This is a genomic window from Terrabacter sp. 01T434, assembly GCF_056398545.1.
This window is the reverse complement of record NZ_JBFTPP010000017.1, coordinates 1-23,569: the sequence shown is the minus strand read 5'-3', so window position 1 is coordinate 23,569 and position 23,569 is coordinate 1. Positions and strand designations below refer to the sequence as shown.

Sequence of the window (23,569 nt, the reverse complement as noted above, 5' to 3'; positions counted from 1 at the left end):
GTGGTCTTCTTGCCGTGCTTCTTCGAGGTGGCGACGCCCATGGTGACTGCTCCTGGTGTGAGTCCGGCCCGAGTCGGGCCGGGAGGCTGCGGGTCGGGGTTTCCCTTCCGACACCTGAACTCTGCCGGGCCGAACGCAAGACAAACCCGCCCAAACACCAAGGAATCCCGCAAGAAAGGCACAACCCCACGGCATACGACAACGCCCCGCCCACCGAAACGGTGAGCGGGGCTAGACGATGTCAAGGGCGCCGGCGTCAGGCCCGGGCGCGATGCCGTCCGATGTGCCGTCCGGCTCCGAGCAGCCCGCGTACGCGGGACGGGCGCACCGGCGTGGGCGGCACGGCTGCGCCCACCAAATCCTCAGTGCCACCCACAGTTGGGCCCTGAGACCGATCGGGCGCCGGCGGCGGCCAGTCAGAGCCGCGGACCAATTCGGCCGGCAGGTACTGGTCGGTCCAGCCGTCGGCGTCGCGGTAGCGAAGCCATCCGTCCCCGACGTAGAGCCACCCCGATTGTTGGTGCATGGTCGTTCCCCCACCTATGCCACTGTCCCCGGTCCCCCGACCGGTGGGCCAAACATAGGACCTCGCCGAGCATCGTTCAGCCAGTGTCCGATTAGTCGCTTTGCGCCCGGGTAGAGCTCCGCCCCGGCGTCTCGACGCCGGGGGTCGTCCTCGCGATCCTGACCAGCAACCCGCGCACGGCGCGGCGCGCACTCACCTCACACTCAACGGGGGAAGAGCCGTCAATGACCTTAAACGCGAAGATCCGCACTTTCAACGACGGCTGGAACGACCGCTGCCACCCGTTCGTGCGTATAAGACTGCTTACCAGATCCTCAAGCAAGCCATCCGTTCAGCCCACTTCGAACAGGAGCCACTAGGACCGGCGAGAACCGCGCTCCGGCGGCTCCCCGAATACTGAACCCGGCGCCCTTCTACTTGGTCATCTGAACGCCTCCGGCGCTCATTGGCTTAGTGCCACCCACGTTTACGGAATTATCTATGGTAACCGTCCCCGGATTTCCATTGCCCGTGCCGCTCGCAACCACAATAGGACCACCACTGATATGGAAAGCAGAATTGCCGTTGAAGTCAAGCGTGGCGGACTGCCCGTAAATGCCCCCGGTGATCGTGGTGCTGCCATTCCCTTGAGCGGAGATATTGTTGAGGTTGTCCCGATCGTAAATGATGGCAAAACCGGATGGCCAACCGGAGGGCGCCCCCACCGGGGGGCCACTTGGGGCGGAAAGGTTGTTGATCGTCCCGTTCTTGACATCCAGCATTCCATTCGGGCTTCGGAAGTAAAGCGTGACGCCGCCGATACTGTTGGTCAAGGTCGAGTTGTTCTTCATGCTCCAGCTGCCAGTGATGACATAGGCGCCCGGGGCTAGGTCGCAGCCGCTAGGGATCTGAACGGACCCGTATATCCCTGGTCCATCGGTGCATGGGTTGAGTTTGTCAGTGAGCCCCGCCATCGAAAGCGGAAGTTGCATTGCGGCGAGCGGGTCCGGGATTACCGGCATCTTGACCGGCGGCTTGGAGAACTGGCCGCCGCTGACTGTGCCGTTGATGCCGATCGTGCCCGATGCGGCAACAGTCCACACACCGTTTGGTCCGGCTGTCAGATTCCCGTTGATTTGGATATTTCCGCCATCGACTCTGTAGTCGGCATTGCCCGTTCCCATCGAGCCGGTACCCAGAAAGCACAGCCCGCAGGTTACATCGCTGAGCGTGACTTGAGCTCCACGGTTGACGTTGAGGTGGTCGGTGCCGACCACCATCTGTCCGAATCCGAGCGGGGAGTCGATGTTGACAACATAGTTGAGCGTGAGGTCGCTGGCGGTGCAGGAGGGCTGTAGGTCTACATCCGGCGAGCCGGGCAGGTTCGCTAACCTGAGTTGGTCGGCGGCCGCGTTCGCGCTGCTCATCAGTCCCGTGTTCCCAGTCAGTTTGCTGCAATCACCTGACTGGCCCGCGAACACGCTGCCCGCCGCCAGGACCGCCGCGTCTGCGGCGGTCTGCGCCTGACGCTTGTTGACGTATGCCATCCCGAAGTCGGTGACCAGAGCGACGCAGACGCACAGCGTCACCAAACAAAGTGTCACCATCAAGGTCACTGCACCTTGTTCGCCGGCAGGTCGCCTCTTCATGAGTATTCGCATCGGAAGACCCCCACTCCGGTGAGGTGTTGGGTGCTGCCCAACCCAGGCAGCGGTACGACGACGTTCGCGTCGAAGGTGAGCGTCACGTAGACGTTGTCGGTGGTTGCGGAGCCGGCGCACGGCTTGTTCGTGGTCGCACCACAGACGTCGGTAGCGGTGGTCGAGCTGGAACCGCGCTTGACCGTCACGGCAGTATCAGGAAGCGTCACCAGGGGGGTCGCGGAGTCCTTTGCCTCCGCAATGACGTTGGCGCAAGTCTGGCCGTTGTAGACAACGGCGTACCGCGCCGCTTGCCGGGCTGAGTTGCCAAGCGCAAGATTCTGCGCGAACAACAAGCCGAAGACGATGATGCCGAAAAGGAACATGAAGAGAACGGGCGCGAGCATGGCGAACTCGACCGCCGTGGCACCCTCGTCACATCGCCGAGCCATTCGACCTTCGCTGTGTGATGGCCACCAAGACAGTACCCGCGCCGAGAACGGCCTGCGGCCCACGCTTGAGCGTTGAAGACTAGTGCTCATACTCACCACCTGACGTCCACAGTTTGCCATTTCACACGGTATCGACCGGAAACCAAGCTGTCTCCGAAATGGTCTACGAAAAATCGCCGTCCCAGGCTGTCCCGCCAGATCAAGACGTTCTCAATGACTGAAGGATTGCATGATGCGAATGCCGCCGGGGCCGATGATGACGATGAAGAGCGCCGGCATGATGCAGAACATCAGCGGGAACAGGATCTTGATCGTGACCTTCTGCGCTTTCTCCTCTGCTTTCTGTCGACGCACGAGGCGCATGTTGAGGGTTTGTTCGCGGAGCACGCCAGCGATCGGCAGGCCGAGCCGGTCTGCCTGGACAAGAGCGGAGATGAAGTTCTTGACCTCGGGCAGGCTGACGCGGTCACCCATCGCACTGAAGGCGTCACCGCGCGACTTGCCGATCTGGATCTCAGCAAGCACGCGGGCGAACTCTCCCGAAATGGGGCCCTCGACGTTGCGCGCCACCTGCAGCAGGGCGGCGTCGAAACCCTGGCCCGCCTCGACACAGACGCTCAGCATGTCGAGCGCGTCGGCCAGGCCCTTGCTCGTCTGCTCCTGCCGACGCTGCGCCACGTTCTTGATCAGGAGCTCCGGCAGGAAGAAGAGTGCTGCGCCTCCGACGAGGGCGTAGAAGAGGGCGTTCGGCAGCTGGAACTTGCCGTAGAAGGCGCCGAGCAGGATACCGACCAACAGGGCCGCGCCCTTGACACCCAGGATGCGTTCGACGGTCCACCCAGCCGGGTTGCCGGCCTGATCGAGCATCTTCGTGTAGCGCTCGTCGGCGCCTTCGGGGGATAGCACGCGCGCCAGACCTTTGGTGCGGTCAAGGATCGGGGTGAGGAGTCGGTCCTTGGCGGCGAGCTCGGTCGTCACCACCTCGCGCCGGTCCAACTGCTGGTCCACGAGCATGAGGGACTTCGCGACACCACGGGGTTCGCCGCCGCTGAGGTTCACGCTCAGCACCGTGATAACCAGGCTGATGCTTAGCATGGCAGCGGCGATGTAGATCACACTCATGGTCCCGTCACACCTCGATCTTCACTACTTTTCGCATCCACAGGATGCCGACACCAAGAGACATGAGACCGCCGATGCTCATGAACAGACCGACGGTGGTGGTCCAGAGCAGGCTGACGTATTCGTAGTTGATGCGCGTCATGTAGACGAAGATGCCAATCGGCATTGCGACGAGGATGTAAGCCGACAAGCGTCCTTCGGCGGACAGCGTCGCAACTTGACGGTGCAGGGACTCTCTCTCTCGAAGGGTGTTGGCCGTCGTGCGCAGCGTTTCAGCAAGGTTGCCACCGACTTCTCTTTGGATGCGGATCGACATGACCGTCCAGCCCATCGACTTGCTCTCCATCCGCACCGCAACTCGTTCGAGGGCGTCCGAGATGTCGGTACCAATTCGGGTCTCCGCGAGGGCACGGCTGAACTCCTTGCCAGCTGGCTCTGCCGCGTCGCGCGCGACGGCGTCGAGGGATTGCGGCAGACCGAAACCGCTGCGGAGGCTGGTGGAGATGAGGAGCAGGATCTGAGGCAGCTGCGCCTCGAACTTCCGGGCGCGACGGGCGGCCTTGAAACGAAGCCCCAGTGGCATCAGGAACAGACCCACGACGCCACCGATGACAAGACCAATGAACGTGCCCTGACCCGCCAGCACCATGCCGATGGCCGCGCCGACGATAATGGCGATAACTCGCAGGACGAGCCACTCGCCAGCTCGGAAGGGTAGGTCGGCCCGCTGGATGAGGGCCAACGTCTTGCTCGTCGACTTGCGATCCTTCATGACCCGGTCGCCCATGTCGAGCAGCTGGGCGGTGACTGAGTTCTGAGCCGCCTTCGTCTCCTGCCGCGACAGGGGGACCGTGTCGCCGGCGACATAGGCATCTATAGACGCCACACGATCCTCCCGCTTGGTCCCAAGGGTTGGCAAAAGCGCGGTCGCGAGGACGAAGAGCGCGAGGGCGAGCAGCCCGGCTGCGATGTAGGGAGTCCGGTCGGGGACGGCCGGCGGGGCCGGATCGACTCCGGCAGCCCCGGATCGCGGCGCAGCCGCAGGATCGGGCGGCCTCGTCGCGGAAGGAGTAGGGGGCGCAGCCGCCTCGAAGCTGACCTGCCGGCTGAACCCGAAGCCGGTGCTGTCCGGCATTCTCAGACCGACGGGCACCCCGTCCGCTGTTGCTGCTCCTGCGGGCAGGACGACGAAGACGACCGCGACCGCGAGCAGTCCCGAGACGAGGCGACGGGTCGCGCGCGTCACAGTGCTGACCGAGAGAAGAGCGAGACGGGCAGCTCGACACCCACGTCTGCGAGGTCGGACGTGAACTTCGGGCGGATGCCGGTGGGCATGAGCGTGCCGAGGAAGCGGCCGTTCTCGTCGCGGCCGGCCGCGTAGTTGAAGGTGAAGATGTCCTGCAGCGTGATCACGTCCGACTCCATGCCGACGACCTCGGAGATCGCGACGATGCGACGTGACCCGTCCTTCAGGCGTGACTGCTGCACGATGAGGTCGACTGCTCCCGCGACCTGCTCGCGGATGGCGCGGACGGGCAGCTCGATGCCAGCCATGAGGACCATCGTCTCGAGACGCGCCAGGCTGTCTCGGGGCGTGTTGGCGTGCACCGTCGTGATCGACCCGTCGTGGCCGGTGTTCATGGCCTGGAGCATGTCGAGCGCTGCGCCGTCACGGATCTCACCGACGATGATGCGGTCGGGGCGCATACGCAGGCAGTTCTTCACGAGCTCGCGGATGGAGACGAGACCGCGGCCCTCGATGTTTGCCGGACGAGCCTCCAGACGCAGCACGTGCTGCTGTTGGAGCTGGAGCTCGGCGGCGTCCTCGATGGTGACGATGCGCTCGTCATGCGGCAGGAAGGAACTGATGACGTTGAGCGTCGTCGTCTTTCCCGAGCCTGTGCCGCCGCTGATGATGATGTTGCGGCGGCCCTTGACGCAGGCGTCGAGGAAGTCGCGGACCTTCTCGGTCATCGTGCCGAACGAGATGAGGTCCTTGGCGGTGAACGGGTCGGCGGAGAACTTGCGGATCGTGAGCATCGAGCCGTCGAGCGCGATCGGCGGGACCACCGCGTTGACACGCGAGCCGTCGGGCAGTCGGGCGTCCACCATCGGGCTCGACTCGTCGACACGACGGCCTACGCGACCGACGATCTTGTCGATGGTGCGACGCAGGTGCGTCTCGTCGGAGAACTGGGCGTCGACCGGGAAGATCTTGCCCGCGCGCTCGATGTAGATGTCCGCGGCGCCGTTGACCATGATCTCGGAGACTTCCGCGTCACGCAGGTAGGGCTCGAGCGGACCGTGACCGAGGATGTCGTCAGAGACGTCTTGAGCGATGCGGGTGCGGTCCGAGTGTGACAGCGGCGTCTGCTCGGCGTCGATGACCTCCTGCAGCGTCGTACGCACCTGAGCAGCGAGCTCGACCTCGCTGAGGTTCGGGTCGTAGAGGCGCGGGCCGAGCGAGGCCACCAGCGCCTGGTGCACTCGCTCCTTGACGCCGGCGAAGGGGTCGACGCCACGGCGGCGCACAGGCACCGCACCGTTGGTGATGCGGACCTGGCCACCGTTGCCCGGCGCAAGTTCGGTGATCTGGCTCGAGGCACGGGCGCGCTCGAGACGGTCGGCGAGGGTGCTCATCGCTTGCCTCCAAACAGGGAGAAGCTGCGCTTTGCCTCGTTATGCAGCTCCTCGCCGAAGCGTCGTCGTATCTCTTGGTCGGCGAGCTCTCGGATGGCAACCGACACCGGGTTGCGCGGGTCGTCGAGCACGAGCGCGACACCGCGGTTGACCGAGGCCGGCACCGTCAGGCTGTTGGGCACGTTCGCCGAGATCGGGGCCTTGAGGGCGGCCTCGACGTCGTCGGGCCTGAGTCCCACCTTGGCATCGGAGCGGTTGAGCACGATGGTCCGAGCCTCCTTGGACGTGCCTAGCGTGTCGAGGGTGTTGATCGCAATGCGGAGGTTCTTCACCGCGGGGATGTCCAGCGTCGCTATGAGGACGATGAGATCGCTGACGTCGATCGCGGCGAGCACGTGCTCGGTGAACGACGGCGGAGTGTCGACGATGACGTAGTCGTACTGTCCCCGCACCACCCGCAGCAGCTCGACGATGACGTGCGACGGCACGCGGTCAGCGTCGGCCGGGTCAGGCGGAGCCACGATGACGTCGAGCCCGCTCTCCTCATGGCGGGTGACGACGGACTGGACCGCCTGGTCGTCAAGGTGTCCACTCATGGCTACCACATCGCGCACCGAACCGTGAGGCTGGAGCTGGAGGCTGATGGCGACATCGCCGAACATGAGGTCGAGGTCGACGAGCAGCGTCTTCGTACCAATGGATGCGAGGTAGACCGCTAGGTTCGTCGACATCGTCGTCTTGCCGACGCCGCCCTTGGCACTGAAGACCGTGATGATCTTTCCGTCGCGGCCGCCCACGTTGGTGCCATAGCCGCTCAACTGCTGGGTCAGCGTGATCGACCGGCGGACGGCGTCGGCGATGGCTGGCTGGTCGTCCGCCTGGACGACCTCGCGGACGCCGCTGCGCAGCGCCTGCGCAAGAGCCGTGACGTCCAGACGGTGACGGAGCAAGATGACGCCGAGCTCGGGCCGGTTGATGCGCTCACGCTCTGCGAGCTCGCAGGCGGAGTCGAGGTCGATGTCGGGTCCGATGACGACGAGCGACTGATTGCGGTCCTCCTCAAGAGCGCGGCTGACTCGAGGTGCCGAGTCGAGGTGCACCGCGTCACCTCCAAGTGCGAAGCGGTAGGTGTCGCCCGCAGAAGGGTCGTAGTCCCAGAGGATCGTCATTGGCCGGTCACCGCATTCCCGAGCTGGAGGTCGGTGACTGCGAGGGACGGGTCGATCTTGACATCGGAGCCTCGGAGGCCGGCGTAGAGAGTGCGCCGGTTCACGCCGTGGATGAGGGTTGCTGCGTCAGTGGGCTTCACGGCAACGGTCACGAGGTAGCCCCCGCTCGCGCCAGCGGCAGTTGCCGGCTGACCCTCCACGGGAGCGGCTGCGGCCTGACCCGCGAGCGGCGCATCACCCATCGCGATGACGAGGACGTCGGGCAGAAGGAGGCTCGTGCCGCTGACGTCGTTGTCGTTGAGGATCTTCGCCTCTGGTGTGTTCCGCAGATCCTTGATCTTGTACGTTTGGAAGAGCGCGATGTGCGAGCCGGGCGTGACGAACTTGCCGACACGCGCCGGGTCGGAGAGAGCAACGGACACAGCGAGCATGCCGTTCGGGACCTCGATGGCCTTGGTGCCGGCAGGGGTCGTGCCGAAACGGGCCGCCAGAATGTACTCGCCGGCGGGGATGTCGGACGTGGCGAGCAGCGAGTTGTTGTCTGCGTTGATGTCCTGAAGTGCCCCGACCGGCACGGCCTTGGCGCTCACTGAGGTCTGGGCGATGAGGCCCGCGTGCTGGGCATCCTTCAGAGTCGTTCCCGCTGGGATGGGTTGCGTTGCCACCCACACCGGGGACGGGGACTCAGCGGCGATCGCCCGGACGTCGGCGTTGCGCGCGTAGGAGATGACAAGGAAGCCACCAGCAAGCGCAAGGACGACTGCCACGGTAATGGTGAGTACACGGCGGTTCATCTGGGGCTCCCCCACTCTTGTGTCGAACTTTGGCCTAAGCGTCGGCCGGTGCGATGCTGCTGTCCTTCGTCGGGCCTGGCCCAACCCATGCCAATCGAGCAAGTCGGTTGACCAGCAGTTTCGTCACACGTTCCGTGGCGGAGTTGGTGACCTGAATCTGAATGGACGGGCGAGCCCGAAGTCGACGTCGCGATGGCGTGCTAGCTCAAGACCAGCACGACGATCGCGACCTCAACGGCGGATCGGTACGCGCATCTGGCTTCTCGAATCGCCATCCCTTCGGCGGCCGTCCATCGACCTCGAACTGGACAGCGAGCGGAGCAGTCAGACCTGCGACGCGACACTGCTGAATATCGACTGCAGGTTGGTGCCGAGCGTCCCGACGATGGTGATGATCACAGCAGCGATCAGGGCAACCATTAGGCCGTACTCGACGGCGGTCGCACCACGCTCGGACACGAGGCGGGTTTGCAGCTTTACGGTGAGTTTGGTCATAGCACTTCTCCCTTGCGACGCGCTTCTCTTCGAGCGACGACTGACGCCCTTCGAGCGATCGACGTCTCCTGGTACACTCCTTCGCGAACGAGACTCGGGTGCGAGGCACTTTGCGGAACCTCGCACCCGGTCGCGAGCTCACACCTTCGCGGCGACGGACGTGAACATCCCCTGCAGGTTGGTGCCGAGCGTCCCGACGATGGTGATGATCACAGCAGCGATCAGGGCAACCATCAGGCCGTACTCGACGGCGGTCGCACCGCGGTCCTGGTGAAGCAGGGTCTGGACCTTGGCAGCAATCTTGGTCATGGTGAAGGGTTCCTTCCAGTGAGGCAGGGCCACCCGATGTGCCCCCCGCTGAGGGAAGATTAGGGTTCGCCTTCTAGCCATGTCCTGAAAACGGTTGAAATTGCACAATCCTTGCGAAACCACACCCTTCTGACTACGGGAGATGGCACCGTTGCGCCCGTCGGGAAGCCCCCGGCGAGCGACGAATACTGGAGACGCGGATGCCGATCGACGTGACGCCCGCCTCACGGCGCGGCTCGACAGGCATCTCCCGTAAGCTCGGCGTCGCGGCGCTGGTGATGGTTGCTGGCGCTGCGCTATCCCTGCGATGGGGTCATGCGCCAGCTTGGAACTTCGTCGACCTCACAGACTCCTACTTCGGCGGAGTCGAACGCTACGCGACACGGCGCAGAGGCTTGACATTCAACTACCCCCCTTACTCCGGCGCCGCGTTCGTCCCGCTCGCCGTTACCGGCCTAGGCGCTGCCAAAGCCGCCTTCACCGGCCTGACTCTGGCTGCGTACGGGGTGAGTCTCGCGGCCATTCGATGCGCAGTCGAGATCCTTTGGAGTACAACGCTGCTCGTCTGCCTAGTGGGACCGTCACTCGAGCCCGCAGTGCGCACGATCGAGCTTGGGCAGATCGGCGTCATCCTCGTGGCGCTCGTGCTCGCTGATCTTTTCCTATTGCCGCCGCGCTTCCGCGGAATCCAGATCGGACTGGCCGCCGGGATCAAGCTGACACCGCCAATGTTTGTCCTGTGGTGCGTTCTCCGACGCGACTGGGCATCGGTCGCGAGGTCTGCGGCAGCCGTTTTGGCGTCCATTGCCATCGGATGGATGGTCGCTGCCGTGGCGTCGCAGTGCTACTGGCTCGGCGGGTTTGAAAATCTCGACCTGTTCGGAGATCTTTCCTTCACGCACGTCAACCAGTCGATGACCTCATTAGTCGCGCGCGCAAGCGGTGGCGCATCGGGCCCCGTGCTCTGGGTGACCGCCACGCTGGTCGCCGGCCTGGTTCTGGCCGCGGCGGCTGTCCTGACCCGCCGCGGTAGCTGGCCCGGCGTGGCGCTGACGCTCGCCGGCGCCACTCTGCTGCTGTCCCTGGTCTCGTGGGCCCACCACCGGGCATGGGTCGCCCCGCTTCTGGCCGCCGTCGCCTCCGCCTGGCACGGCGTGGTCTCTGCCGTGGTGGCCCTCGCCTTTTACGCGGCGCCGAGGTGGTTCGTTCCGGAGTCGGAATCGATCGCACCCGCACAAGTCGTCATAGCCCATGCCTACCTGCTTACGACGTGGGCGCTCCTTGTCGCGACAATCATATTCCCGTCGATCGGACGTTCGCGCCCAGCGAGGACGCAATGACCACGCCCGACACGCTGGACCCGCCCGCACCTGACGCCACCCGGCGCACCCTGGTCGAGGCGCCAATCTTTGCCGCCCTTGCGCTCATCGCGTGCGCGATCGCAAGGTTCGGCATTGTCGGGTCCGATGCCCTCTGGCTAAGCGCCATTGGAGATGCAATTCGACACGAAGGCCATGTGGCAAAGGGTGTTCCGTTCGCCGCCGCTCCGACGGACAACTGGGTCAACACCACCGTAGTCGGCCAGGTCGTTCTCTCCGGTTTCTACGCAGCCGGCTCGGTCGGCATCGTGGTGGCCCAGCTCGCGGCCGTAATTGTCTCGCTCGGCATCCTCGCGCATGCTTCGATGAGCCGTGGTGCAGCGCCGCGCGCGACGGCTGCAGTGCTCGGGCTCGTCGCGGTCGGAGCCGCAGCGCCACTCCTCATCGGCCGGGCCCAGTTGCTGTCCCTCATCCCCTTCGCTCTACTGCTAGCTCTAATCCGCGGGCAGCAGCTCCGTCAGACCGCAGCCATCTGGTGGGCCGTCCCGATACTGGCCGTGTGGGGCAACCTCCACGGCGCCGTCCTCGTCGGCGTCGCCATCCTCGGCTGCCACCTCGCCTTCACCCTGCTGGTCAGGGCCCCCATGACAGCGATCGGGGTCGGTTTCAGCTCCCTGCTCGCGACCTGCCTCAACCCAGGACTGATCAGGGCACCCCGCTACTACCTCGGCGTCTTCGGGGGCGAGGCGACCAGCAACGACTCGGGGATGTGGAGCCGCATCTCGCTCTCCAACCCGTTCGACGTGCTCTTGGTCCTTGCCGCGATCGCTTTGCTGGTCATGGCGTTTCGCCGCCCGCGTCCCACCTGGGAGTACGCCGCCGCGTTGGGTCTGGGTGTCGCGACACTAGTCGCCGCGCGGCACGGGGTGTGGCTCCTCCTCTTCCTCGTTGAGCCTGCGATACCAGGCCTAAGTCGTTCGGCAACGGCGCGAACGGTGGAGGCCCGGGGCGCCCTGCGCGGCACCACCGCGGCGGTCGCGGTCTCATTGCTCGCGGGGACAGCCCTGCTCGGAACACGCCTTTCATCGTTCCGTGAAGCCGATCTCGAAGCCTCGGAATTGGCACACGAAACGCGAGGCAGTGTCGTCCTAGTCGCCGAACCGCTCGCCGAGTCGCTGGCTGCTGCCGGGGCAACCGTCTGGGCCAGCAACCCGCTGGACGCCTTCACGGAAGCCGACCAGAAGGCATACCTCGCGTTTGTAAACGGCGACTCCCGGGCGGCTCGAGTGGCACTCCAGAGATCCGACGTAGTTGTGGCACTCCCCGGGTCCAAGCAGGAGTGGCTCGCCAGGCAAGGCGGATTTACCCATAGCACGACCAATGGCGCTTACGTGCTCCTCAGGCGCCCATAGACGATATGGAGTCGCTGCTCAGGAGGAGCCTCAAGAGACCGGGTGCCGGGTCTATCGCAAGATTGGGACTGCCAGGTTCGTTCAGGCTGTGCGATGGCGCCCTGGGCGGCCACCGCTCCGGCCCAGAAGCTTGTAGACGCCACGCCGCCTCCGAATCCTGCCGCTCTGCTCGGCCTCCCTGGCGCGAAGGTCCGCGAGCATCTCGGCGGGCGTTGCAGGCGGCCACTCGGCCGCGCGCCCGTCTTGCGTGTCCATCTCATCGGATGTCCAACCGAACTCGTCGCGATAACGCAGCTTGCCGTCGCCGACGTAGTACCAGCCGGGCTCTGTGCGAGCACCCATCATGCACCCCCATGCTCTTGGTCTTCCGGTATATGTCCCGCCCCAAGCACCAATGTAGGGATGCCGACACATCCAGATAGCCGATGTCTGATTAGTCCGATTTACCCGTGTTATACCGGAATTTGTCGAATCTTTACTTTATTCGTGCTGGTGGCAGGCACGTCGACACGATGTCAACGAGGCGAATCTCCAGGCCCCGAGATTGAGGATCCGGTCGCCTCGATAGGCTCGAGGCGGCTCACGGCGACGACGCGCGTGGCCATGGTGTGCCGGGAAGTCTGGTCGGCGTCCGATGACGCATCCCCGGAAGGGACCCAACGGTGAGCGAGCCGCACTCCCCCACGAGCACGCCGAAGCAGATCGTGACCGGCATGTCGAACAGGCTCCTGGGCCGCGGCAGCTGGCGCGAGGCTCGCTACGTCGCCGACCTCCTCCGGACCGAGACGGTCGGGGGCGCGATCCTCCTCGCAGCCGCAATTGCCGCTCTCGTCTGGGCCAACTCGCCGTGGCGTGACGGCTACGCCACGCTCCGCGACACCGTCATCGGTCCGCAGGCCTTGCACCTGGACCTGTCCCTAGGAACCTGGGCGGCCGACGGACTCTTGGCAGTCTTCTTCCTCGTCGCCGGCATCGAGCTCAAGCGCGAGTTCGTGGCCGGTGACCTGTCCGACCGGCGCAAGGCCGCCCTGCCGATTGCCGCCGCCGTCTGCGGCGTCGCGCTGCCCGCCAGCCTGTTCGTGGTCACGGCCACGCTGATGAGTCAGGGCGACAGCGCGAGCGAGGTGGACGGCATACTCCGCGGCTGGGCCATCCCGACCGCCACGGACATTGCATTCGCACTGGCGGTGCTCGCCGTCATCGGCACGCACCTCCCAAGCGCCCTGCGGTCCTTCCTGCTGACCCTCGCGGTCGTCGACGACCTCATCGCCATCACGATCATCGCCGTCTTCTACACCGACACCGTCAACCTGCTTTGGCTGCTGGCGGCCGTCGTCCCCCTCGGCGCGTGGCGCCTCCTGCTCAAGCGGAAGATCACCCATCCCCTCGTCCTTGCGGTCCCCGCCCTGCTCGCCTGGGGCTTCGTCCACTCGAGCGGCGTGCACGCGACGGTCGCCGGCGTCCTGCTCGGCCTGCTGGTCCCCGTCAGCCGCGAGGTGGAGGACGACCCCGACCGGAATTCGCTGGCTGAGCGCATCGAGCACCGGATCCGGCCGTTCTCCGCGGGCTTCGCGGTCCCGGTCTTCGCGTTCTTCGCTGCCGGCGTCACGGTGATCGGTGGCGGCTTCGGCGCCGCCCTCCGTGACCCGGCTGCGATCGGCGCATCGCCGCCCTTGTCGCGACCGTCGTGCTGCGAGTGCGCAACCGGCACTACCGGCTCGTCGAGGCCCGAGAGACCGCGGACGAGGATCACGACGGCGTCCCGGACGTCTACCAGACAGAGGGACGGCTCGATCCGGCGTGATGGTGCCGGCTCATGGCGTGCCGAAAAGGACCACACTGAGTGAGGCAAGCGGAGGATCTTTTCTGCGCCGTCTTGGTTGCCATGGCCTGCGCCAAGGCCAACTGACCTTTCCACTTCCGCATCGGATGCCTAGTCGCCCCGAACATGTCAAGCCGGATGAAACAGCAGGTGGTCAGGCGCTCTGCACGAGGGCCTCTCGTGAGGGCCGTTGGTCCAGGCCTCGGCAGGCAGATTCGGGGCGTGGGGTCGGCGGTGGCCGAACCGCTCGGGTTCGCCGCGTAGGCCGCGTCAAGAGTCTGTGCGCGCATCGCTCGGACGTGCCCGGCGTTGCCGTGGTGGACCGGGCGGGTTTCTGCAGCCCGATCCCGAAGTGGCGGTGCTCGTGGTCGTATTAGCCAAAGAACGACCCCCGAAGGCGGGGAGTCGGCCAGCGAGCCGAAGTTCTCCGGGAACACCGGCGCGTACTGAGGGTCTTGAACGCGGCCTCGGAGTAGGGGTTGTCGTTACTGACGTGCGGGCGGCTGTGGGAACGGGTCACGCCCAGATCGACCAGCAGCCGCGCGGCGGGCTTGGAGGTCATCGAGGTACCCCGGGTCGGCGTGGACCACGTGCGGGACACCGTCCACGCCTATCGCTTCCTCGAGCATCTCCGCGCCAGCGCTGAGTCCTCCCTCGCGGCGATGGTCAAGGCGACGACGTACCGGGAGAAGATGTCGAGCACGACGTACAGGTCGTAGTACACCCCGCGCTGGGGTCCGCGCAGTTTCGTGATGTCCCAGCTCCAAACCTGACCGGGTCTCGTGGCGAGCTGTTCCGGGATCGTCCGGGGAGGGTGGGTGGCCTGCGAGCGGCGTTCTCCTGCAGCCTGGTTGTCGCGCAGGATCCGGTGCATCGTGGACATCGAGCACAGGTAGGTGCCCTCGTCCAGCAGTGTCGCCCGACCTGCGCGACGGACTTGTCGACGAACCGGTCACAGGTCAGCACGTCTAGCGCGTGAGCCGCTTGGCCGAGGTGAGCGCGTTGCACGGCCCCGGCCGCGGGCCGGGCTCCAGATGGGCTTTTGGCGCGGCCGCAGTGATCGGTAGCGCCCCGCCCGCGAGCGAACCAGGAACCGGCACGCCTCCACGGTCGAGGCGTCCAGGGCGAGCTGCTCGACCAGCGGGTGGATCACCTGCTCGACCGGGGCGGCGTGTCCGCGCTCTCGGAGACCGTCTGCAAGAGCGCGTGTGCTGTTCCCACCAGGTCCAACGCCTCCCTCGTCCGGGCCAGCTCGACCTCGGCCTTCGCCGCCCGCGCGGTCAACGCCTCGATCTGCGCGTCCCGCGGATCCTTCCCGGGCCGACCGAGGACATCCTCGCCCGAGGCCGGCTCACGCGAGCGTCGCCAGTCGATCAGGTGCGAAGGTACAAGCCCTCACGGCGCAGGATCGCGCCCCGCTGGCCCCGGTGGGGCGCGTCGTACTCGGCCAAGATCGCGTCCTTGTACTCCCGTGGGAACGTGCGTCGCTTGGACGGTCAGCTCGAGGGCCCATGCCCCATCATCAGCCGGCGGCAGGTCCGCCATCGTCATCGTCATCGAGCTCAACCATTCTCGCCCGTACAGAGGGAAGGAAATCACCGAGCCTGTCTCATCCGATCCTGACGCGCAGGGTAGACACGAGCCAGATGGCCAACGGCATTTCTTTGTCTCTGGCACACGTCAGCATCGGCAATGGCCGAGAGCAAAGACGCACGAATCCGCATATTCCGGATCCACCGAGCTTGGGCCAGGCAGCGCGTTACGCTTCGGACATGCATTCGGCAGCGACCACTGGGCGCGGCTTCGCCGACTCCAGGGACTGAGTCATGCCTGTCATTGGGGCCCGCTTCTGCTTCGCCACGCCTTGCGGGTTGGCGTCGTGAACCGCGCAGTCACAGACATGGGGGCCTCGTCCAGGATCATCAGCAAAGGTGCGACAACAGGCACTCGTACGTTGTGGTCGGTGTCATTAGGTCTGGCTGCGACAGTCGGCACAGCCGCCATCCTGACCCAGGTGAACAGTTCGTGGGTCAGCGTGGCATTGGCCCTCATCCTCGTCGCGCTGGCGCCATCGGCTCCACGCCTGGACCGTCGCATCGCCATCAACCTTTCCCTGACATTCGGCCTGCTCCCCGCTGCGCTCTGGGTTCCGTCCATTCTGGGCGCCCGAACCGCAGCCCTCGCGGCGCTCTCGATCGCCACCGGTGGCGCGGTTGTTGCTGCTGTCGCGCGGCCACGAAGCGTCGTTCCTGTGATCCGCCGACGTGACGGCGTGATTGCCCTCGGTGGCATGCTGGCCGGCTTGGTAGCCCTGCCACTGAGCTCGCCAGGGAGTCCGCAGGGCGCCCTTGCCGCACTGAGCACTGGCATCGACAACTCGTATCACTACGCCATGTTCTTGGAGCGGCGGCTGATGACGGCTAGCTCATCGCTGGTGGCCGCCAATGCGGACGGCAGCGGCTTCGCATTCGACGACTACCCCCAGTGGTTCCACAGGCTGATCACCGTGCTGGCTCAGATTGGCTTCGGCGACCCGGGGACTGCACCGGTGGAACTAGTCCGGTTCGCTCAGTTGGAGTGGCTGGTTTTCGTGGCCCTGACGTTTCTCGTCACGGCCGCGTTCGTCCAGGCATTACCTGACCGCGTGACGCCCATCCTGCTGGTGCCCGCTCTCGCCGTTGTCTTCAGCCTGATGCTCGGCGTGCCCGGCGCCCTCAACCTGATCCAAGGCCACCTCAGTTTCCTCGTAGCAGCCTGCGCACCCCTCGTCATGTTTCTACTGACCTATGGGCAGCGACATCCGGGACCTGGGCTCTTCGCCATCCTCGGTGGGCTCGTGCTCGTCACGGCAGCCTGGATGCTGCTACTTCCCTTGGCCGCGGCCGCGGTCCTTCCTCCGCTCATCGCCGTCTGGCGGCGTCAGACTGCAGTAGTTAAGTGGTGCACATTTGGCGGCTTTGGCTTGCTGTGCATCGCCACAGTGCCCCTTTTCGTGTTGGGACCGCTCACTCACGGCGCATTCGCGGCCTTGCTGCATGACGGGACCGTGCCGCGGGTTGGCCTGCCGACCATGCTGATTGTTCTCATAGGGTCCCTTGCCTTGGTGGTAGGGCTATCCGTCCGCGACGAGAGCCATTCACTTGTGGGGCACATTGTGATCGCGCTGGCGTCAACCTTGGTCCTGGTCGTCCTCGGGTGTTACATGCTCTCGAGCGCCGGGCAATTGACGTACTACTTTTGGAAGCTCGCCCTGGGCTCACTGATCGTGTCCGCCGTCGTCGCGGCGCACGCAACCGTCCTTGTGCTAGCAGATCGTCAGCCCACGCGTGAGCCGCTTCAACTTCGGCTACTTCACAGCGTCGCCGTGGTGCTCGTCGCCGCCATGGGCCTCGGCAGCACGCTGCAGCAGTTCGCTGCACCGTCAGCGTCCTGGTCAGTGTTGGCGCCGGTCTCACTCGGGGCCCGTAAGACCTCCGGCGAGGCCGGCGATGTCGATCTGATTCTTAAGCTTGCCGCCTCCATGACTCCCCATGACGCTGTACGCACTCGATTGCTTGCGACTCGACCCGACGACATGAACGCCGCGCACGCCTCCGAGTGGTTCCACGCGCTGAGTCACTCCGCGACGCGGCGTGCCGTCAGACTGGATGACGGTGTCTACGAGCTCGCACTTGACCCCCGAAATATCCCTCTCGGCGTGGAACTCGCGATGAGCACGCTCTCGAAGGTGGACGGGCGCGTGCTTGTCACTGACGCAGGCCTCTATCAAGCGATACTCGACGCAGCCTCGCCGACTCAGCAGTCGCGCGTATCCCTCGTCTCCTGAGCACCTGGCAGCAAAAAGCTCATCCGCGCGCATATCGGCTGCATCCGCCATATGCTGGCGACGTTTCGACCGTTTTGAGGGGACTTGCGCGTGTACGACAGAGGCTTGGGCGTCCTGCACATCGCCGCCATCGTGCCCTGCCACAACGAGGAGGCGACCGTCGGACGAGTTGTTCGCGACCTCAAAGAGGCCGTCCCTGGGATGGACGTCTTCGTCTACGACAACTGCAGCACAGACAGGACCCGTGAGATCGCAGAGGCCGCGGGCGCCGAAGTGCGGTTCGAGGATTGCCCTGGCAAGGGCAACGTCATTCGCCGCGCCCTCGCAGACCTCGACGCCGACATCTACGTAATGATCGACGGTGACGACACCTACGATGCACACGCACTTCCAGAGATGCTGCGCACCCTGCTTGACGGGCCGTTCGACCATGTCACCGGTGTCCGGGTCGCACGGGGTAAGGGCGCCTATCGCGCTGGCCACGAACTAGGGAACCGGGTGTTCAACAAAGTGGTTTCGCAGATCTTCGGCAGGCCGGTCACCGACATGCTGAGCGGATACCGCGTGTTCTCCCGTCGGTTCGTAAAGTCCTTCCCGGCTATTTCACGGGCGTTCGAGATCGAGACGGAGCTGACCGTTCACGCCATCAACAACCGTGTTCCCCAGGCCGAGGTGCCAGTGCTGTTCGTTGACCGCGCCGAGGGATCCGAGAGCAAGCTGCGGACCTACCACGACGGGTTCCGCATCGCTCGCATGATCACGCGCCTGCTGCACCACGAGCGGCCTCTCGCGCTCTACTCGACGATGGCCACACTCATCATGTTGACGGCGCTGGGTATCGCGGTCCCTGTCGTTCAGGACTACCTTGAAACTGGCACCGTGGGCCGCTTCCCTACCGCTTTCGGTGCCGCCTCGCTGGTTATCGTCGCCTTCATCGTCCTTGTCGTAGGCATCCTCCTCGACGGGCTGCGCAAGGTCCGACAGGAAACCTCCCGGGTGGCATACATGACCGTCCCAGCGTTGCCGCGCCTGCCGCGCGGTGCGCCGCGTAACGCCACGGGCCAAACCCAGCCGCATATGCCGTCCGCCCCTGAACATGCGTCCGCATTGAATCAGCCGGCTCAAACCGTGACCGCGAGGCTTGAGACGTGGGCGTCAGAGTCCGTGTGAGCGTCAGTGTCATAGTCGTCGGCTTCGGCGACGAGCCGGTGCTCAGCGGTTGTTTGCGGTCGATCCTCGCTCAGCTGGACGATGAGGACGAGGTCATCCTCGTCGACCACGGCATCACCCGCCTTCCGTCCGTCGAGGGCGTCACCCTGCTAACCCCTGAGGTGAACTCCGGTTTCGGTGGCGGGTGCGTAGCCGGCGTCGCCGCTTCGACAGGTGACGTCCTCGTGTTCGTCAACTCGGATGCCGAACTCTGTCCCGGCGCCATCGATGCGCTAGCCGAGCAACTCGTCGATGAGGACATCGGCCTGGCGGGTGGTGTCGTGCTCATGCCAGGTGACCTCAGCGTCATCAACTCTGTCGGCTTGCCGGTGCACCTCAGTGGCCTCAGTTGGTGTGACGGATATGGCGAGCCCATTTCTCCCCGGCACCTCCATCCCCGACGCCTTGCCTCAGTGGCGGGGGCCCTGTTCGCATGTCGCCGTGAGGTCTGGGACCTTCTCGGCGGGATGGACGCCTCCTACTTCATGTATCACGAAGACACGGACCTCAGTCTCCGCTGCCACCTCGCCGGCCTTGACGTCGTTCTCTGCCCTCAGGCAAGGGCTGTCCATGCGTACGAGTTCTCGCGCAATCCAGACAAGATGTTCCACCTTGAACGCAACCGCTTCCTCACCGTGCTTAGCGACTATCCGAGAGGTCTCCTGGCACGGGCGCTCCCCGTCATAATGGTGATGGAACCTCTGTATTTCGCCATCGCCGTACGCGACGGGTGGGGTCGGCAGAAACTTCGAGCGTGGTGGTGGCTGCTCCGACATGGCAGTGACGTCGCCGCTCGACGGCGGCTCGTCCAGGCAGGCGTTCACGCCCCTCATGCCTTGGATGGCCTACTCACTTCCGCCATCACGCAGACCCAACTCGCGCAGCCGCCGAGCGCTCGGCTCCTCGATGCGGCTCTGGGCGCTTACTGGCGAGTTGTGTCCCGCCGGCAAGCCCGCGACCGCAACACCGGCAGACGATCCAGCACTGGCACTGCTGAACGGCGCACCGCGAAGAGCACATCCCCTGCTTTCGAGCTCACGCTTGGAAGCGGCGAAGGCTCCGATGCATAGGCCGCCCGGCGTAATCGTTCTCGCCGTGTACCGGCCGGACGCGAGTCTACTGAAGACCCAACTGCAGTCGATCATCGGTCAATCCTTCAAGGACTGGCAATGCATTGTTGGCATAGACGGGACGGATCCTCAAACCGCGTCCCTGCTCCGAGAGACAATAGGAGTCGACACTCGATTCAGCGTGATGGAGTTTCCTGAGAACGTAGGCATCTACCGACACTTTGAACGGCTTCTGACCAAGGTCGAAGCCGGGGCTCCATGGATCGCCCTTGCCGACCAAGACGACCGTTGGCACAACGGTAAGCTGGAGACGCTCGTTGCCGTGTTGGTGGCGCAGGGTGTTTCTGGAGTTTCTTGCCAAGCCCGGCTCGTAACGCATCTCGGCACCGAATTGGGGCGGACGCACAGACGCGCAAAACCCTTGACCTCTCTCTTGCTCGTGAACGAAGTGACAGGCTGTCTAAGCATCTTCAAGTCCGAGGTGATGACAACGGCCCTCCCCTTCCCTCCGGCCTCACGCTTGGCCAGGCACGACCACTGGCTGGGCTTATGCTCCATGTCGATGCAAGGGTTTCACTTCACCGATTATGTGCTGCACGATTACGTGCAACACCGAGGGAATGCCATCGGAGAGAGGAGGATACCTCGCATCGCGAGTGCGCTAGCCGATGTCCTCTTCGGCCGCGCTTCGTGGGATGAGCTGACATCAAGCCCTTGGGAGTGGAGAATCACAGTTGCACTTGCACTCAATTCTCGCTTCACATTGCAAGAGAAAGAGGAAATCGCGTTGATCGCGCGCGGCAAGATGACGGCCCGCCTCCTTCGGCTCCTGCTGCGCCAGACCTCTTCAGGGCATATTCCCGCTCGGGCTGCTGCTGCACTGGCATTCGCGGCGCTACGGCGCTAGACCCAGGCGCGGCCACTCGCTACGGCTCGTACGTGCGATACACCCTGTCGACGCCGCTTTGGGGCAAGTTGCAATTGCCACGGCCCGCACAATGCATTGCCATCTTCCCGGTATCGCCCCCTGCTGGCGGTGAACCGCCAGTTCACTTTGAACGATCCTCTCGTCGTGCCACGCGCAGCCTCTGAGCCTCACGCGCGAGCTTCCAAGTCCTCGTGTTCTTGAACTGTCGGGGACGGTCGGCAAGAGCCCTAAGGAATTGATCCCACATCGATCCTGAAACTTCGCACTGCTGCCGAGATAGCCACCAAGGAGATGAGTAGTTCTCCGGCGGCCATTCCAATGACGGCTCCGGAGGCGCCGCCGACGCGGGCGCCGACAATGACCGTAGGCACGCCAAACGCCCCTGCAATTAAGTTTGCTCGAATGACGTCACCCATCCCACCCCGGGTCACCAAGACGTGTCGACACACGATCGTTTGTACGGAGACAAATAGTAGATAAGCACCGAAACCCCAGCACACTGCTGGCGGAGCCACAAGCTCCGCGCCAAAGAGCAGTGCCGAAGCCCAAGGACCGAAAAACCCAATGCCCAGAAAGAAAAGCAAGCCCGCCGAGACGTGCACCGCGCCAGCACGGAGTGTCCGGCGCCGAAACTCCTTACCCGACGCGACGGCGACCCACGGATGGACTGTATTGCTGATGGCCCCTACGGCCTGCAGCATCACTTGCGACAACCGGTCACCAGATCCTAGCCCTGCGAGTTCTGGGACACTCAGCGAGAAGGCCGCAAGGAATCCTAATCCGGCTGTATACGAAGCCGCTGAAGTTTCTATGAGGGACAGCTTCAATTGACGGCGAAGGATGCTCGAGGGAGACACAGCCGCGAGCTGGCTCCATGCCGACCTCCCGAGAACGCGGACGGTGTATACGACAACGCCCCCGAGGGTGGCCGCTCCCATGGAAGCTGGATACACGTCCACATTGCCGGTAGTAGCCACCGCAACACCAGCGACACTCAAACCGAGGATGCGGGGCGCAATTTCATAGATCGCGATCTCTTGCGGTGACGATCGACCCACGGAAAACCATGCGATAGAAAGGCCAGACAGGGCGGACGCCATAGCCATAAGTGCGCATGTGACCGCTCGACCCTCACCAGGGGCCAGACATGCTGCGAGCACCCCAACGAGCGGGACCAACACTGCTGCCGCAAACGCGCGACTGGCCAAGGAGTCCGCATAGATCTGCCGTTGCCGGGCATGTTTTGCCTGTGCGACCAAAGCGGCACCAACGACAGGCCATCCCAAACCAACGACAATACTAGTGATTACCCCAAGGGATTGCCCCACCGTCAAGGCCGCCCAGTCTTGTGTATCGACGTTGCGCGCGATGAGCGGCAATGCCAGCAACGATCCGGTTGCGGCCACTAGCGGCAAAGCCGCGAAGGCGGTGAGCCTACGTAACCATGCCAACATCAGGAGTCTTCGTTTCGCCTCGTGGGAAGTTCACGAGTATCGCATGCCCTCGAAAGCACCTCCTTGATGGATGCCGACATAGGCCCGGATACACCCTTTCGAAAGTCACGGTAACCCATCCGCATTGCGGACCACTGGATCAATCGATCTGGGCTGCTGACGAGAGTGGCCAACAGGCCAGGGACTTGTATCGCCGCGATGCGTACAGCCCACTCAATATCAGTCGCGCCATAAAGTCTCAACGTCTCGAGGCGGTTCCGGACAAGGTAGTATGTGCGCCACGGAGGGTGGCGCGAGTAGCGGTTGGCGAACGCACTTCGCCAACGTGAGCCACCCAGGTGATGCTCGAAGGGGCAGGGTGGCGCCGACAATGTTTTCATGCCTGCCGTTTGGCACCGCAGATAGAATTCCGTATCGACGCAGTCGATGAACAGATCCTCGCGGAAGTGGCCAATTTGCTCAAAGGTGGATGCTCGAATCAACATCCCACTCTGCATTGGCTCCAAAGGAGCCAGTCGACGCCCAATGCGATTCTTCACCCGCCGATTATTGAAGGCGCTGGCGGTAACCAATGCATAGTCTTGGGCGCACTCCACACTTCGCAGTCGTCGAAGCGCAGCCGTGACGTATATGCCACTTACGAAGCTGTCTTGGTCGCAGGTGAGGACGAAGTCCGGATCCCACTCCTTCAGGGCGTGAGTAATACCGTGGTTCAGCGCCGCGGCTATGCCTGCATTGTGATCTCGACGCAGCACGGAGACTCGCTCCGATGCCAGAGCCGATGAGATCGCCCAAGACCTCTCGTCGGAGCCGTCATCCACCAGCACGACGCGCGAACACTGGCCCACCAAGCGCGCAACAACCTCGGGAAGGCGATTCGAGGGGTTGAACAGCGGGACCACGGCGATGACGACCTCATCGTGGCGCACAGCACGGCTCCTGTCGCTCCTGTTCAAGAGTCCTTTCGGTACCCTCCGCAGATCCTAAGCCGCAGTGACCAGAATGACTGAGTTATCCCGGTGCGGCGAGGACTGGAACCATCTCGTGCGCACAACGCTTACTCCCGCGCGGAGTCAGTGGCGGGCGCGGCGGCGCAGTCCGAAAATGGTCGGTGGGCGTCGGCCGCGGAACGCGCGACGTCTTCCTCGCGGAGCTTCTGGAGCAGCGTTTCGGGCTCTGGCGGCGGCCAGTCCGGTGCCCTCGGATCCTTGGTGTCCATCTGGAAACCCGCTCCAGCCCGAACTCGGCGAGCTSGCCTTCGGCACCGGCTCGGAGCGAGACGACCACGTCAAGCTCGCCGTCCTGGGCGGGAGCCTCATCGCCGCCCTTGTCGCGACCGTCGTGCTGCGAGTGCGCAACCGGCACTACCGGCTCGTCGAGGCCCGAGAGACCGCGGACGAGGA

The 23,569-nt window shown here is 64.4% G+C and carries 17 protein-coding genes and 2 pseudogenes; 8 read left to right on the top strand and 11 right to left on the bottom strand.

Features of this window, described 5'->3' with window-relative positions; translation table 11 throughout:
- Positions 1 to 939: 939 nt before the first annotated feature.
- From AC1DIW_RS21715 to AC1DIW_RS21675, 9 genes are all read right to left on the bottom strand, one after another.
- Complete coding sequence (locus tag AC1DIW_RS21715; RefSeq protein ID WP_478110889.1) at positions 940 to 2,121, bottom strand: pilus assembly protein TadG-related protein; 1,182 nt, start codon at positions 2,119 to 2,121, stop codon at positions 940 to 942.
- A 29-nt stretch (positions 2,122 to 2,150) separates the two neighbouring features.
- Positions 2,151 to 2,597 carry a TadE/TadG family type IV pilus assembly protein gene (locus AC1DIW_RS21710; protein ID WP_478110891.1) on the bottom strand — a complete coding sequence of 149 codons (447 nt, stop codon included), beginning with the start codon at positions 2,595 to 2,597 and terminating at the stop codon, positions 2,151 to 2,153.
- Between the two features lie 210 nt (positions 2,598 to 2,807).
- Positions 2,808 to 3,719, bottom strand: coding sequence for a type II secretion system F family protein (locus AC1DIW_RS21705; RefSeq protein ID WP_478110887.1), 912 nt, complete (start codon positions 3,717 to 3,719; stop codon positions 2,808 to 2,810).
- A gap of 7 nt (positions 3,720 to 3,726) precedes the next feature.
- Positions 3,727 to 4,965, bottom strand: a complete 1,239-nt coding sequence (locus AC1DIW_RS21700; protein WP_478110885.1) for a type II secretion system F family protein — start codon at positions 4,963 to 4,965, stop codon at positions 3,727 to 3,729.
- Positions 4,962 to 6,359: a CpaF family protein gene (locus AC1DIW_RS21695; RefSeq protein ID WP_478110883.1), complete on the bottom strand. Its 1,398-nt coding sequence runs from the start codon at positions 6,357 to 6,359 to the stop codon at positions 4,962 to 4,964. The genes AC1DIW_RS21700 and AC1DIW_RS21695 overlap by 4 nt, the downstream gene beginning before the upstream one ends.
- Positions 6,356 to 7,528: a CpaE/TadZ family protein gene (locus AC1DIW_RS21690; RefSeq protein ID WP_478110881.1), complete on the bottom strand. Its 1,173-nt coding sequence runs from the start codon at positions 7,526 to 7,528 to the stop codon at positions 6,356 to 6,358. Before AC1DIW_RS21690 ends, AC1DIW_RS21695 begins: the two co-directional genes overlap by 4 nt.
- Positions 7,525 to 8,322 (bottom strand): Flp pilus assembly protein CpaB, encoded by a 798-nt coding sequence (gene cpaB, locus AC1DIW_RS21685; RefSeq protein ID WP_478110879.1) that lies wholly within the window; start codon positions 8,320 to 8,322, stop codon positions 7,525 to 7,527. The genes AC1DIW_RS21690 and cpaB overlap by 4 nt, the downstream gene beginning before the upstream one ends.
- A gap of 324 nt (positions 8,323 to 8,646) precedes the next feature.
- Positions 8,647 to 8,817 carry a Flp family type IVb pilin gene (locus AC1DIW_RS21680; RefSeq protein WP_478110877.1) on the bottom strand — a complete coding sequence of 57 codons (171 nt, stop codon included), beginning with the start codon at positions 8,815 to 8,817 and terminating at the stop codon, positions 8,647 to 8,649.
- A 138-nt stretch (positions 8,818 to 8,955) separates the two neighbouring features.
- On the bottom strand, positions 8,956 to 9,126 hold the full coding sequence (locus AC1DIW_RS21675) for a Flp family type IVb pilin (protein WP_478110876.1): 171 nt from the start codon (positions 9,124 to 9,126) through the stop codon (positions 8,956 to 8,958).
- 200 nt (positions 9,127 to 9,326) lie between these two features.
- Between AC1DIW_RS21675 and AC1DIW_RS21670 the strand changes: the two genes are divergently transcribed.
- From AC1DIW_RS21670 to AC1DIW_RS21660, 3 genes and pseudogenes are all read left to right on the top strand, one after another.
- Positions 9,327 to 10,466 (top strand): glycosyltransferase family 87 protein, encoded by a 1,140-nt coding sequence (locus tag AC1DIW_RS21670; protein WP_478110875.1) that lies wholly within the window; start codon positions 9,327 to 9,329, stop codon positions 10,464 to 10,466.
- Positions 10,463 to 11,857 (top strand): hypothetical protein, encoded by a 1,395-nt coding sequence (locus AC1DIW_RS21665; protein WP_478110873.1) that lies wholly within the window; start codon positions 10,463 to 10,465, stop codon positions 11,855 to 11,857. Before AC1DIW_RS21670 ends, AC1DIW_RS21665 begins: the two co-directional genes overlap by 4 nt.
- 713 nt (positions 11,858 to 12,570) lie before the next feature.
- Positions 12,571 to 13,661 (top strand): annotated as a pseudogene (locus AC1DIW_RS21660) (Na+/H+ antiporter NhaA).
- A gap of 628 nt (positions 13,662 to 14,289) precedes the next feature.
- Here the strand turns inward: AC1DIW_RS21660 and AC1DIW_RS21655 are convergent.
- Complete coding sequence (locus tag AC1DIW_RS21655) at positions 14,290 to 14,562, bottom strand: DDE-type integrase/transposase/recombinase (RefSeq protein WP_478110871.1); 273 nt, start codon at positions 14,560 to 14,562, stop codon at positions 14,290 to 14,292.
- Between the two features lie 1,080 nt (positions 14,563 to 15,642).
- Here AC1DIW_RS21655 and AC1DIW_RS21650 point away from each other — a divergent pair.
- The 4 genes from AC1DIW_RS21650 (at position 15,643) to AC1DIW_RS21635 (ending at position 20,691) form a co-directional block, all read left to right on the top strand.
- Positions 15,643 to 17,505: a hypothetical protein gene (locus AC1DIW_RS21650; RefSeq protein ID WP_478110869.1), complete on the top strand. Its 1,863-nt coding sequence runs from the start codon at positions 15,643 to 15,645 to the stop codon at positions 17,503 to 17,505.
- Positions 17,506 to 17,610: 105 nt separating this feature from the next.
- Positions 17,611 to 18,675: a glycosyltransferase gene (locus AC1DIW_RS21645; protein ID WP_478110867.1), complete on the top strand. Its 1,065-nt coding sequence runs from the start codon at positions 17,611 to 17,613 to the stop codon at positions 18,673 to 18,675.
- Positions 18,654 to 19,784: a glycosyltransferase gene (locus AC1DIW_RS21640; protein ID WP_478110866.1), complete on the top strand. Its 1,131-nt coding sequence runs from the start codon at positions 18,654 to 18,656 to the stop codon at positions 19,782 to 19,784. The genes AC1DIW_RS21645 and AC1DIW_RS21640 overlap by 22 nt, the downstream gene beginning before the upstream one ends.
- 25 nt (positions 19,785 to 19,809) lie before the next feature.
- Positions 19,810 to 20,691: a glycosyltransferase gene (locus AC1DIW_RS21635; protein ID WP_478110864.1), complete on the top strand. Its 882-nt coding sequence runs from the start codon at positions 19,810 to 19,812 to the stop codon at positions 20,689 to 20,691.
- Between the two features lie 1,474 nt (positions 20,692 to 22,165).
- Here AC1DIW_RS21635 and AC1DIW_RS21630 read toward each other — a convergent pair.
- On the bottom strand, positions 22,166 to 23,095 hold the full coding sequence (locus tag AC1DIW_RS21630; RefSeq protein WP_478110862.1) for a glycosyltransferase: 930 nt from the start codon (positions 23,093 to 23,095) through the stop codon (positions 22,166 to 22,168).
- Positions 23,096 to 23,360: 265 nt separating this feature from the next.
- On the opposite strand from AC1DIW_RS21630, the pseudogene AC1DIW_RS21625 reads away from it, so the two are divergent.
- Positions 23,361 to 23,569 (top strand): annotated as a pseudogene (locus AC1DIW_RS21625) (hypothetical protein); the annotation flags it as partial.